The following is a 12,659-nucleotide window of genomic DNA, read 5'->3' as shown; positions in this document are numbered from 1 at the left end:
ACTCCTTGCACAAAATCTCGAAACAGTATAACGTAAGTTTGGGGTTACAGCGGCAAATCGAAAAAATAGGCCAGCCCGTAATAGATGCTGTAAAGACCGTAGATGAGGATGGCCGACGCGGCGATACGGTTCATGGTCTGACGAAACGCGATCTCTTTGAAGAAACTGACCGACTGCCCGAGCGCAAGCAGGGTGGGAACGGTGGCGAGGCCGAACGCCGCCATGATGAGCCCGCCGTCCAGGACCGAGGCGGATGCGGCCGCTTTGGCCGCAAAAAAGAAAACGAATCCGCAGGGGAAAAAGCCGTTCATCACCCCCAGGGCGAAAAAACTGCCGATACTTTTGCTTTTGATGAGGCGGGAAAAGAGGGTCTTGAAAAGGGCATTGGAGGAGAATCCCCGCTCAAGGGCGTGGATCAGCGACGAGACGCCGAACATCCCCAGCGCGGTAATGACCATGACCGCCCCCGCGAACATGAATAGCGCCCCGTGCATCTCCATCGTAAAGGTAAGCAAAGAGCCGATCGCGCCGAAAACCATCCCGAGTATGACGTAGGAACTGACCCGACCGACGTTATAGGCACCGTGACGGAGCAGTTGGGCGGTACGCGACATCGACGCATCGATCTTGGTTGAGCTGTAGGCGACGATAAAGCCGCCGCACATCCCGATGCAATGGCCGAAACTTCCGGCAAAAGCGATTGAGACGATGAGCCACCACTCGATACCGTTCATAAGACACCCTTTTAAAAAATATCAGTATACTAAATGATTTTCGTTACAACAGTGTTAACACTTAACGAAAATTTAACAGTTCTATGAAACAATAGCACGAAAACACTAAAAGGATAAACGATGAAAAAAGTTCTTCTCTCCCTTGCCGCGCTCGTGGCGGTTGCCGGCGCCGATCAGACGGTCAAGCTGAATGTGAGCGGCATGACGTGTCCCGCGTGCGTCAAAAACGTCAAAGAATCCCTCTCCGAGGTCAAAGGGGTGAAAGAGAGCAGCGTTTATCTCAAAGAGGGGCGCGCGGAGGTCAAAGCGGCCGAGGGGACGAAGCCTGAAGCGATGTGCGACGCGATCAAGCAGGCGGGTTACGGCTGTAAAGTCGTTAAATAATCAAAGCGCGCACGCTTCCCGCCGAGGGCACTGCCCTTGGGTGAAGCGTGCGCGTATCAAAACTTGCAAATCCTCAAATCATATACTTCTGCGCATCGTTGCGCGTCAGGGTGTTAAGAGCCCTCACTTCTTCATCCCCGAAACGGAGCGTCTGTTCCCCTTCGAATCCCGCTTTGCAGTAGGCCAGCATCAGTTTTGCCGCCAGGTCGCGGTCGCGGTCGCTCGCGTTTTTCGAAAGGAGGGCGTGCGGGCCGATCAGATCGGTCGTGACGTGGAGGTATTTGGGGTTTTCGATCTCCTCGAGTACGGCATTGTCTTCGGCATGACGCCCGATGATGAATTTCGCCCCCTCGGGAAGCCGCAGCTGGCGTCCGTATTTCAGCGTCGGGATGTCGTCGACGCTGAATGTGTCATGGGCAATGAAATCGCGGATTTTGCGGGCAAAATGCTCATCGGTCAGGAGACATCCGCCGCCGGGAGATTCGTAATCTTTGAGTCCGAACGTTTCGGCCAGCTCCATCTGCCGGTCGCGGTTGCGCCCGACGATCCCCTCGAGCTTTTCGCGATCGACCCATCCTTCCAATTCCGGAATCGTGGGTTCCAGCGCTTTGGCCGACATCGGACGCAACAACAGCCCTTCGCAGTTGCTTTGGTTGAGGACGATGGCCAGCGCTTCCTTATTCTGGCTCATCGGTCGTTGTCCGAGTACTTCGCCGCTGATCAGGAAGCTCGCACCCCACTCCCCCATCAGACGTTTGGCGACTTCGAACATTTTGGCATGGCAGTCGATGCACGGGTTGAAATGCTTGCCGTAGCCGTGCCTTGGGGTGAACAGAACTTCGCGCAGGTACTCGTCGCGGATGTCAACGCTCCGAAATTCGGCCCCGACCTGCGCGCACATGTTCTGCATGTGTGCAAGACGGTCTTTGGTCGATCCGAAGCCGGTATTGATGTTGCAGGCGATCACTTCGATCCCCTGATCGATGATCAGCTTCATTGCGAGCGTCGAATCGAGGCCGCCGCTGAAGAGGGCGATTGCTTTCATGATGGTGTCCCTTTATCCTAACGGAACGAGTTCGCCCCGTTTGAGGCGCTCGATTTTGTCCCGGTACTGGCGTATCAAGTACGATTTTTGGTCGAATGATACCGTATTTTGGGTGGTGACTTTTTTGAGTTCCCGGTTGTAATGGGTTATTAAGAACGTTATAAGCTCCTGCTTGAGCCCTTCGTCCCCTTCGAACACCCGTATCCGCTCATCCATCAGGAGGGCGCTCAGCCGGGGATCTTCGGCGGTTCCGCGCAGTGCCGCTTCGAACTCGTCCGCATGGTACTGCAGCAGCCGCGGATCGACGAAATCGAGCAGTGCGTCGATAATGTGGGGACGTTCCAGCACCGTTTTGATAAGGCTGAGTTCCCACACGTCGTGGTGCGAAAAATTGATCGGCTTCTGCGCCGCGTTTTTCCCCTGACCGATCCGGATCAGCGAGGGGGAGACCCCGAGGCGGGATGCGACGAAAGGGCGGTACTCTTCCTGCAACAGGGGGGAGAGCGTTTTGAGAAAAGCGACCGATTCGTGCAGCGCCCCCTCTTTGGCTTTGGGATCGCGCAGATCGTAGGCGTTGATCATTTCGGTGACGACGAATTCGATAAAAGGGATCGGACGGCGCAACAGTCCTCCGAGCGCCTCGATCTCGCCGTTTTTGACCATGTCGGCGGGATCCAGCCCCCCCTCGAACAGTACGACCCCGCCGTCAAACCCGCCCGCACTCAGGAGCTTGGAGGCTTTGAGGGCCGCGGCGCGCCCCGCTTTGTCGCCGTCGTAGGCGAGCAGCACTTTGGGTTCCCCCTTGCGCAGCAGCGGGAGGTGCTCCGCGGTCAGCGCCGTTCCCAGCGTCGCGACCGCCTGCGTAAAACCCGCCTGATGAAGCATCACGACATCCAGGTATCCCTCGGTCACGATGATCTCACGGCGGCGGAAGACGGTGTCCCGCGCGAGATGGTAGGCGTAGAGAAGGCGGGATTTGTTGAACAGGTTCGTCTGGGGGGAATTGACGTATTTGGCCTGATGGCCGGTGATGGTTCTTCCCCCAAACCCTACCAGCGCTCCGCTTGGAGCGTAGATAGGGAACGTGATCCGTTCGATGAAGCGGGCGAACAGCCGTCCGTCTTCCCCTCTTCCCAGCGCACCGAGTTCGATCCCATCGGCCGTGTTGAGTTTGCGCTGTTCCATGAAACGGATCGTCTCGAAAGAGGCCGGGGCGTAACCGATCCCGAAGCGCTCGATGCTGGAGCTGTAGATCCCCCGTTCGTGCAGATATTCCTGGGCGATGCGGTTTTGTTCGAGGAGCTTCTGATACCATTCGTTGAGGGTTTCGAGGAGGTTGGAACGTTTTTTCTGAGAGCCGCCCCCTTCGTAATGGAGGGTGAAATTGATCGAAGCGGCGAGTTTCTCGATCGCTTCGGGGTAGCTGAGTTTGTCGTATTCCATGACGAATTTGATCGCGTCGCCGTGCACCCCGCAGCCGAAGCAGTGATAGCTTCCCCGTGCGGGGTTGACGACGAAGCTGGGGGACTTTTCCTCGTGAAACGGGCAGGGGGCTTTGAAGCTTGAACCCGCACGTTTGAGTTCGACATAGGAACCGACGACGTCGACGATGTCGAGCCGCGCTTTGAGGGCGTCGATGGAATCTTGGGCAATCATGGGGCTATTTTATCCAAACCCTCCTTTTGTTTTACCGCTCGCCCGCTCAGGCGGTTTTGAACTGCCCCAGCTGCGTGAAGAGGGCATCAGCGGAGGACGCGATCGAGCCGACGATCTCGCAGAGTTCTTTCATTGACGCGTCGTTGGCCGTCGAAAGGGATGCCAGCGATTCCATCTGCGCGAGCATCGATTCGATGTGTTCGGCGATGGTACGGGAATTTTCGACGCTTTGGGCGGTGAGGGTATTGGTTTTTTCCATTGCCCCGACGCTCTCGTCGATGTCCCGGTCGACCCGCTCGGAGATGGCGGTGAGGTTGTGCATCGCTTGCGTGTTGCGGTGCATCTGTTTGGTAGCGTCCGAGATACTTTGGACGATAACGTTGATGGTAGTGTTGATCTCGACCAGGCTGTGTTGCGTTTTTTCGGCCAGCTGGCGCACTTCGTCGGCGACGACGGCGAATCCACGGCCGTGTTCCCCGGCGCGTGCCGCTTCGATTGCGGCATTCAGCGCGAGCAGATTGGTTTGGTCGGCGATGTCGCCGATGACGGAGAGGATTTTTTGGACCTGCGACGCTTCGCCGTTGAGCTGGTCGAGTTTGGAACGGAGGGCAGCTTCGAGCTCGGTGCTGTGCGAGATGGTGTCGAGCAATACGGAAAGTTCCTGCCGCCCGTGGAGAAGTTTGGCGAGTGCCTGTGTCATCGACTCGGAGGCGTGGGCGAAGTTTTCGACCCCTTCATCCACGATGCGCTGCACCGAACGCGCTTTTTCCGATGAGGTGCCGGTGATCACACGGCTGTCGTAGACCCGTCGGGTTAGGTCGGTGTTGATCGAATTGAGTTCGCGCGCTGCGCCGAGATTGGCGGAGGCGATCTCCTTGGAATGGGCGATCGAGCGTTCGATTTCCGCGATGAAATGGTTGAGATTGAACATCATGGTCCCAGTTTCGTCGCGCGTGCTGCCCCTGAACCGCTTCGTCAGATTGAAAAGATCAGTTTTCAGCCCGTCGGTGAGGGTTTTGACGGGTCGGCTCACCTGCGAGACGAGGAGTGCGACGTTGACCGCCGATACGGCCGTCCCGATCAATGCCACCACGATGTTTTTGGTCAACAGGGTGTTCAGGGACAGATTGGGCGACGAGAAGAGGAGAATCGCATTGAGTAAAACCAGCAGCGCGATGTTCCCGACGATGGTCGTAAACACCGCCAGAACCATCTTTTGGCCGAAAGATAAAAACGCTCGGCGTTCGTCGAGCGGAACCGCAGCAACCCACTCTTCAAGCCGAATGACGAAAAGAATGAAAACCGGGATAATAAAAAGGAGCAGCAGGGGAAGCACGGCGAGTTCGGCGAGGATGAAACGCTCCGGAGCGATAAAAGGCTTGCCCCACAGCACGATTGCGGGGCCAATCCCTGTGTAGAGGAGCTGCCCGATTAAAAAGCGATAGGGAAGTTTGGCGATGAGTGTCGCTGCTTCGGCATGCGCGGAGGGATTTCCCATCAGGGTTTCGATCGATCCCAGGGAGTGCCGAAACCCCAAGATCATCGCCGTTGTGGCAACTGCCATGTAGAGAATCATCGGAAGAGAAAAGAGGATGTCGAGCAGTTCTGCGGCACTGAAAAGCTCCGCAAAAGCCAAAAGAGCGATCCAAACCGCCGGGGGGATCATCATTCCGGCAAAAATAAGTGCCATCAACTGGGTACGCTGCGTCATTCGTGCTCCGTATCAAAGTTTACATCTGAATCTATCATAGCTCAGGGTTGACTGAAAAACTCCTTATTTTTTGAAAATTATGGTAGAATTCGGGTTCAAAAATTTTAAATAGAAAGTGGGTGATTGCATGCCTGGTATCATTCTTCGCCAAGATGATAACTTTGATGCAGCTTACCGCCGTTTCAAAAAACAAACAGATCGTAATCTGATTGTTACTGAAGCCCGCGCTCGCCGTAACCACGTTACCGAGACGGAAAAGCGCAAGCAGTTCAAAATCAGCGCTCGCAAAAAGATGCTGAAACGTCTCTACATGATGAGACGTTACGAATCTCGCCTGTAATTTCAAGCGCTTCGGCGCTTGGGTTACACCTCTTCGACCTTTTATAACCCCCCCTTTAAAAACCCTGTGTTACACTTAGGCAATAATTTTTTGCACAAGGCTCTACCATGCTCTTTAGCGCACCTCTCAAAAGCAATTCCAAAAAAATCATGTTGTTAGGCTCCGGCGAACTCGGCAAAGAGGTCGCGATCGAAGCGCAGCGCCTAGGGATCGAAGTGATTGCGGTCGACCGCTACAAGAACGCTCCGGCCCATCTCGTCGCCAACCATTCGCACGTGATCAACATGCAAGACAAGGAAGCGGTGCTCAAACTGATCCGCAAGGAAAAACCCGATTACATTCTCCCCGAGATCGAGGCGATCAGCATCGAAGCGTTGTTCGAAGCGGAAAAGGAGGGGTTCTGCGTCATCCCCAATGCCGAAGCGGTCAACAAAACGATGAACCGCAAAAACATCCGTAAATTCGCCGCCGAGGATTTGGGACTCAAAACAAGCCGTTATCATTTCGTGAGTACGTACGAAGCGCTGTGCGAAGCGGCCGAAGACGTCGGCTTTCCCTGCGTCATCAAGCCGGTCATGAGCTCTTCGGGGCACGGACAGAGCATTGCGAAAACGCGTGACGACCTCATCGCGTCGTGGGAAATCGCCAAGGAAGCGCGCGGCGACGCGAGCGAACTGATCGTCGAGGAGTTTATCCGTTTCGATTACGAGATCACCCTCCTCACGGCCCGCAACGGCAACGAGACGGTGTTCTGCGAGCCAATCGGCCATATCCAGAAAGGGGGCGATTACGTTTTCAGCTGGCAGCCGATGGAGATGTCGAAAAAAGCGCTCAAACGCTCCCAGAAGATCGCCAAGGCGATTACCGACGGACTGGGGGGCAAAGGGCTTTTCGGCGTGGAACTGTTCGTGAAAGGCGATGAGGTCTATTTCAGCGAAGTAAGCCCCCGCCCGCACGATACGGGAATGGTCACCCTCATCACCCAGAGCCAGAGCGAATTCGCGCTGCACGTGCGCGCGGTACTGGGGCTTCCTCTCGGATTTACCTTCTACGGCGAGGGGGCGAGCGCGGCGTTCAAATCCGAAGCTGAATCGGATAAGCCGGTCATCGACGTCGCCGACGAACTCTTCGACGAAAAAACGTTTGTCCGTGTCTTCGGCAAACCCGAAGCGCACGCCGGGCGCCGCATGGCAGTATTGCTCGTTTTGGACAAAGCCTCCAAAGCGCTCAAAAAAGCTAAAAAACTGATCAAGAAAATCAAGGACGCGTAAGCGGATGAAGATTGCAGTACTCGATGCACTAACGTACCGTGATACGCCGTTAGAAGTTTTTAACACGCTCGGCGACGTCACCGTCTACGCGACGACGACTCCCGAAGAGACCGCCGAGCGGGTCCGCGACGCCGAAGTGATCGTGACCAACAAGGTGGTGATCAACGATGCCGTGATGGAAGCCGCACCCGCACTCAAGCTCATCTGCGTCGCGGCGACGGGGACGAACAATATCGACCACGAGGCTGCCGCACGCCGGGGGATCGCCGTCAAAAATGTCGCGGGGTATTCGACCGATGCGGTGGTGCAGCACACCTTTTCGATGCTTTTTTACCTGATGGGACAGAGCCGATATTACGACGAATACGTCAAGCGCGGCGACTGGCAGCGTGAAGCGGTGTTTGCCCATATCGGTCCCTCTTTCAGCGAACTGCGCGGAAAAAAATGGGGGATCATCGGGCTGGGTGAGATCGGGCGGAGCGTTGCCGCTATCGCAAGAGCGTTCGGCACTAACGTCTGTTATTACTCCACTTCCGGGAAGAACGACAACCCCGAATACGAGCAAACGACCCTTTCGCGCCTGATCGAGGGGTGCGACGTCATTTCGATTCACGCCCCTTTGAACCCTCAGACGCAGAACCTCATCTCCCACTCCGAACTGCTCCAGATGAAAGACGGGGCGGTGCTGCTGAATCTCGGACGGGGCGGAATCGTCGACGAAGAGGCCCTGTCGGTCATTATCGACGTCAAGCCTATTTTCGTCGGGCTGGACGTTTTGGCTCAGGAGCCGATGAAAACGCCCCATCCGCTTCTAAGCGTCAAACATCCCGAGCGGCTCTATATTACCCCCCATATCGCCTGGACCTCGCGCGAAGCACGCGAACGTCTCATCGCCGCGACGGCCGAGAACATCAGAACGTTTTTAAAATAGCGGGCAATGCCAGCGCGATCCCCAAAAACGCGGCGGACGTCAGAAACACCTGTGCCGTGACGGTGCGGGGAGCACAGTTGTACAGCGATGCGAGGTTGACGTTCGCCACGGCAAGCGGGACGAGCAGTTCCAGAAACAAAACCCCCTTGACCATCGGTTCCATATCGACGTACTGTAAGACGCCAAACGTCAGGAGCGGTATCAGCAGAAATTTGGTGCTTCCTACCCATGCGCTCAGGCGCAGGTTGATCTCGGCGAGTTTGATTCCGTAGAGGTAAATCCCGAACAGCACGAGCTGCATCGTCATTGAGGCATAGGCTCCCATCATGAGGGTTTTGTCGACGGCGGGGCTCGGAACGTATCCGACGAGGTTGAGAACGATGGCCAAAGAGGCCGCCCACAGCACCGGGAGTTTGAGAATGTTGAGGAGCGAATCCCTGACGCTGAATTCGCCGCGCGAATAGTAAAAGACGCCGATTGTGTAGACGACGAAAACGTTGACGAGGTTGATGAGCGTCGTGTAGGGGACACTCTCTTCCCCGAACAGGGCGATCCCCAGCGGGACGCCGAGATTTCCCGTGTTGCCGATGAGGGCGGCGACGGTGGCGATCGAGCGCTCTTTGGTATCGCTAAAGAGCATCCGGGCGAGTGGAATCATCAGCAGCAGCGACAGCAGGGTGATGCCCAGATAAAGCGTCGGGGCGAAGAGGAGTCCGGTATCGATGGGGCGTTTGAGCAACCCCCAGAACGTCAGGAAGATTTGGAGAAAATAGACGCTGATAAGCGTAATGGTCCGGTCGTCGATTTTTTCCTTGAATGCCCATTTCGCACCGAAACCGACGCCGATGAAAAGATAGATACCGAGGATCGAGAACACTGTTTGCATAGGTTATTTTACCCTAAAAAACTAGTCGATCTTTTTGAGTCGTCCCTAACGCGCGATGGGGTACAATCGTCGAGATTATCGGAAAAAGGGGTGGAATGGCCAAAATATTGATTATCGGTAGCGGCGGTGCGGGGCTTGTAAGCGCTTTGTCCGCCCGCGAAGCGGGATCGGAGGTGGTGGTTGCGTCCAAAACCCTGCCGACCCGCTCCCAGACCTCGATGGCACAGGGGGGGATGAACGCGGTGCTCGCGGACGGGGACAGCGTCGCGGCCCACATCGACGATACGCTCCGCTCCTCGGCGGGGCTGGGGGACGAAGGGCGGATTGCGCTCCTATGTGAAAAAGCTCCCGATGCGGTGCGCTGGTGCAATGCCCTGGGACTCCCTTTCAGCCGTGACGAAGAGGGCGAGATCGCGCGGCGTCGACTCGGCGGGGCGAGCGCGCCGCGCGCATGCTACGCGCAGGACTACACAGGGTTGAAACTGTTGCACACGCTGTTTGACCGGTGTGTGGAAGCGGGCGTGGAATTTCAAAACGGCCGGTTTTTGCTCAACCTGATCGTTGATCCCGAAACGAACCGTGCGCTGGGGGCGACGTTCCTGGATATTGACAGCGGCGACGTCGAAGAGATCCGGGCCGATGCGGTCATCCTTGCGACGGGCGGCTACGGCGCGATCTACGGCAAGCATTCGACCAACGCCGTCCAGGCGACGGGAGACGGGCTGGCCGCGGCGGTACGTGCGGGGGCGAGGCTGGCGGACATGGAGTTCATCCAGTTCCATCCCACCGCGCTGAAAAACTCTTCGATCCTCATCAGCGAAAGCGCGCGCGGGGCGGGAGGCTATCTCGTGGACGCGCAGGGGGACCGCTTTACCGACGAACTCGCACCCCGTGACGTCGTCGCCCGCGCCATCCACGACGAGGTCGCCGAAAGCGGTGCGGTATACCTTGACATCCGTCATCTGGGAGAGGCGTTTATCGACCGCGAACTTCCCCAGGAACGCAAACTGGCGAAAATCTACGAAGGGATCGATCCTGTGAACGAGTTGATCCCGATCAAGCCTGCGGCCCACTACAGTATGGGGGGGATCGACGTCGACGAACGCTGCATGAGCTCGGTGGAGGGGCTTTTCGCCGTCGGGGAATGCGCCAACCACAGAACGCACGGGGCGAACCGGCTGGGAGGCAATTCACTCCTCGAACTGGTCGTTTTCGGGCGTGAATGCGGCAAAAACGCGGCGGAATTCGGGACGAAACGCCCCGCCCCCGCCGCCGAAAATCCGCAGTACGCCAAGGATCTCAATTTTGTCCGCGGCGTGATGTATTTCACCAACCAGATCGATTTTTACCAGAAGCAGGAGATGCTGGCCAACATTTTCTACAACAACGTCGGACTGGTGCGTGAGGATATGGGGCTCAAGGCGGTGCTCGGAGCGATCCGGCAGATGCAAAAGGAACTTCCGTTCATGGGGCCGCGTGACAAATCCAAAACCTGCAACACGAATCTCGTCGAGTTTATCGAGTTCGGCAACAAGCTTGAACTCTCCGAAATCATCGTGGTCAGCGCGATCAGCCGGGTAGAGAGCCGGGGAGCCCATTACCGTAGCGATGCCCCTGTCCGCAACGATTCGATGTTCGGTGCCCATACGATCGCATGGAAGGAGGACGGAGTCTTATGTGCCGATTTTATGAAATGAAACCTTTGATCCGCTGTTCGGACGAAGGGGAACGGTGGGACGAGGAAGAGGGTACCGACTGGAACGGGTGCTGCGAAGACCCCTATGATGACGACGAGAACGAGCGGGAGTGGTGCGACTGATGGAAATTAAAGTATTGCGTAGCGCTAACGGCGGCTATCAAACCTATAACGTTGAGTTAGAAGGGGTGACACTCCTTGCACTCCTCAACCACATCAAAACGAAAATTGACCCCACCCTTACCTATTCCCACGGATGCCGCAGCGGGGTGTGCGGAAGCTGCGCCGTTCGCGTCGACGGCCGCGAAGTGCTGATGTGCGAATACAAACCCTCAGGCGGGGAGAGCGTCGAACCGATCCGGAACGCCCGTGTGGTTCGCGATCTCGTCGTCGAGGGATCGATGGTGGAGCAATGCAACCGCGCCGCCCGTGCGTCGGGTGAAAAGCTGGACGAATCGAACGTCAGCGCGGAGGAGATGGAACGGATCGCGGTGCAGAGCGACTGCATCCTGTGCGCGTCTTGTTACAGTGCCTGTCCCGTGTACGCGGCAAACCCCGATTTCATCGGCCCGTTTGCCCTCACACGGGTATGGCGTTACGTCAACGATCCCCGCGAGCGCGAAGTTTCGGCCAAAATGGCCGCCGTCCAGACCAACGGGATCTGGGATTGTACCCTCTGCGGTGAATGCGTCCCCGTATGCCCGCAGGGGATCGCTCCCAAACAGGACATCATGATGCTGCGCACCAAAGCCTCCATGATGGGGTATCAAGACCCTCATGCCGCTGCCGCTTTCGGCGGCGGACTCGATTTCGGCGGACCGATGTTTTAGGGGAGTTAGGATTATGTTATACTGATGTTATAAAAAACATCTGCAGGACATTATGTATGGCATCCGAACACTCTCTTGATATTTCCGCCAAAATCGATCTTCAGGCATTTAAAGACGCTATCGCCCAAGCCGAGAAAGAGGCGGCGGGGCGGTACGATTTCAAAGGGATCACGTACGAAATCAACTACCGTGAAAAAGAGAAACAGCTGATCCTCCTCGCCTCCAGCGACAACAAACTCGACGCTCTCAAAGACATCGTCATCGGCCGTCTGGTCAAGCGGGGTCTTTCTTCCAAGGTGCTCGAGGAACTCAAAACCGAAGACGCCAGCGGGGGGAACCGCAAAGCGACCTACAAGATCGTCGACGCGATCGAAGCCAAAGAGGCCAAAAAGATCGTCGCCGAAATCAAAAATATGAAAACCAAAGCGACCGCCCAGATCGAAGGGGATCACATCCGCGTCAAATCCAAACAGATCGACGAACTCCAGAAAATCATGGCGGCGATCAAGGCGATGGAGTGGGAAGCGCCGCTCGTGTTCGACAACTTCCGCTAAGTAAAGGATCACGATGAAAAAAATGACGATTGCCGAAGCGGCGGAACATTTCGGGGTCTCCAAAGAGGCGATCCATAACCGTATCCGGCGCGGAAGCCTTACGTGCATCGTCGAAAACGGCGTCAAGTTCGTCGCCGTCGCTTCGGCCAAAGCGGCGCATTCGGAAACGGCGATCGAAGCCGACCGCTATACCCGCTACATCGAACAGGAGAACGAACGGCTGCGCGACAAGGTGGACGTTCTCGAAAAAGAGACGACGCGACTGCGCGACCAGCGCGAGCAGATGCTGATCGACGAACGGGTCAAAATCGAACAGATCTATAAAGAGCGCGATGCTCAGCTGCGCAGCGTACTGCACGTCGTGGCGACCAAATTTCTCTCCCACGCCAATGCCGACGCGGTCGTTGAAGAGGCGATCAATGCCGATGTGGTCGAGGTCGCGGATGAGGAATGGATCTCCCTCAAGGCGTTTTTGAAGCTCAAGCGGGTCAAAGAGAAAGAAAAAAAGAAGATCAAAAACCGCTTCGAAACGGCGGTCGAGGCGGATGAGAGGCTCACGCTGCGGGAAGGGAAAGTGTTTTTGAACCCTTCGCGCTACGATTACTCCGACCTCCTCTAAGC

At 56.5% G+C, this 12,659-nt stretch carries 14 protein-coding genes; 9 read left to right on the top strand and 5 right to left on the bottom strand.

The window, feature by feature from the left end; all coding sequences use genetic code 11:
• Window positions 1–44 precede the first annotated feature (44 nt).
• A complete protein-coding gene (locus AB1763_03080; protein ID MEW5831803.1) occupies window positions 45–734 on the bottom strand; it encodes a sulfite exporter TauE/SafE family protein in 690 nt (229 codons plus the stop codon).
• A 120-nt stretch (window positions 735–854) separates the two neighbouring features.
• Here AB1763_03080 and AB1763_03075 point away from each other — a divergent pair, with 120 nt between their 5' ends.
• Window positions 855–1,118, top strand: a complete 264-nt coding sequence (locus AB1763_03075) for a cation transporter (protein ID MEW5831802.1) — start codon at window positions 855–857, stop codon at window positions 1,116–1,118.
• Between the two features lie 73 nt (window positions 1,119–1,191).
• Here AB1763_03075 and AB1763_03070 read toward each other — a convergent pair whose 3' ends face one another.
• The 3 genes from AB1763_03070 to AB1763_03060 are packed head-to-tail and all read right to left on the bottom strand — an operon-like array spanning window position 1,192 to window position 5,530.
• Complete coding sequence (locus tag AB1763_03070) at window positions 1,192–2,163, bottom strand: argininosuccinate synthase domain-containing protein (GenBank protein MEW5831801.1); 972 nt, start codon at window positions 2,161–2,163, stop codon at window positions 1,192–1,194.
• Window positions 2,164–2,175: 12 nt separating this feature from the next.
• Entirely contained in the window at window positions 2,176–3,819 is a 1,644-nt protein-coding gene (gene dnaG / locus AB1763_03065) for a DNA primase (protein MEW5831800.1), read from the bottom strand.
• A 46-nt stretch (window positions 3,820–3,865) separates the two neighbouring features.
• Window positions 3,866–5,530, bottom strand: a complete 1,665-nt coding sequence (locus AB1763_03060) for a methyl-accepting chemotaxis protein (GenBank protein ID MEW5831799.1) — start codon at window positions 5,528–5,530, stop codon at window positions 3,866–3,868.
• Window positions 5,531–5,657: 127 nt separating this feature from the next.
• Here AB1763_03060 and rpsU point away from each other — a divergent pair, with 127 nt between their 5' ends.
• From rpsU to AB1763_03045, 3 genes are all read left to right on the top strand, one after another.
• Window positions 5,658–5,870, top strand: a complete 213-nt coding sequence (gene rpsU, locus AB1763_03055; protein ID MEW5831798.1) for a 30S ribosomal protein S21 — start codon at window positions 5,658–5,660, stop codon at window positions 5,868–5,870.
• Between the two features lie 107 nt (window positions 5,871–5,977).
• Entirely contained in the window at window positions 5,978–7,141 is a 1,164-nt protein-coding gene (purT, locus tag AB1763_03050; GenBank protein MEW5831797.1) for a formate-dependent phosphoribosylglycinamide formyltransferase, read from the top strand.
• 4 nt (window positions 7,142–7,145) lie between these two features.
• Complete coding sequence (locus AB1763_03045; protein MEW5831796.1) at window positions 7,146–8,072, top strand: D-2-hydroxyacid dehydrogenase; 927 nt, start codon at window positions 7,146–7,148, stop codon at window positions 8,070–8,072.
• Here AB1763_03045 and AB1763_03040 read toward each other — a convergent pair.
• The gene (locus AB1763_03040; GenBank protein MEW5831795.1) at window positions 8,053–8,958 is read right to left on the bottom strand and encodes an AEC family transporter; all 906 of its coding nucleotides are present in this window, start codon (window positions 8,956–8,958) and stop codon (window positions 8,053–8,055) included. The two genes, AB1763_03045 and AB1763_03040, sit on opposite strands and share 20 nt — an antisense overlap.
• A gap of 95 nt (window positions 8,959–9,053) precedes the next feature.
• Between AB1763_03040 and AB1763_03035 the strand changes: the two genes are divergently transcribed.
• From AB1763_03035 to AB1763_03015, 5 genes are read left to right on the top strand one after another with little or no spacing between them, the layout of a single operon-like run.
• Window positions 9,054–10,655, top strand: a complete 1,602-nt coding sequence (locus AB1763_03035; protein ID MEW5831794.1) for an FAD-dependent oxidoreductase — start codon at window positions 9,054–9,056, stop codon at window positions 10,653–10,655.
• Window positions 10,652–10,777 (top strand): hypothetical protein, encoded by a 126-nt coding sequence (locus AB1763_03030; GenBank protein ID MEW5831793.1) that lies wholly within the window; start codon window positions 10,652–10,654, stop codon window positions 10,775–10,777. The genes AB1763_03035 and AB1763_03030 overlap by 4 nt, the downstream gene beginning before the upstream one ends.
• A complete protein-coding gene (locus tag AB1763_03025) occupies window positions 10,777–11,484 on the top strand; it encodes a 2Fe-2S iron-sulfur cluster-binding protein (GenBank protein MEW5831792.1) in 708 nt (235 codons plus the stop codon). Before AB1763_03030 ends, AB1763_03025 begins: the two co-directional genes overlap by 1 nt.
• Before the next feature lie 56 nt (window positions 11,485–11,540).
• Window positions 11,541–12,038: a YajQ family cyclic di-GMP-binding protein gene (locus tag AB1763_03020; GenBank protein MEW5831791.1), complete on the top strand. Its 498-nt coding sequence runs from the start codon at window positions 11,541–11,543 to the stop codon at window positions 12,036–12,038.
• Window positions 12,039–12,051: 13 nt separating this feature from the next.
• Entirely contained in the window at window positions 12,052–12,657 is a 606-nt protein-coding gene (locus AB1763_03015; protein ID MEW5831790.1) for a DNA-binding protein, read from the top strand.
• Window positions 12,658–12,659 lie beyond the last annotated feature (2 nt).

Source organism: Campylobacterota bacterium (assembly GCA_040752835.1).
In the GTDB taxonomy this organism is placed as follows: Bacteria; Campylobacterota; Campylobacteria; order Campylobacterales; family Sulfurimonadaceae; genus Sulfuricurvum.
The sequence above is the reverse complement of the archived record's forward strand: the minus strand, read 5'-3'. Positions and strand labels throughout refer to the sequence as shown.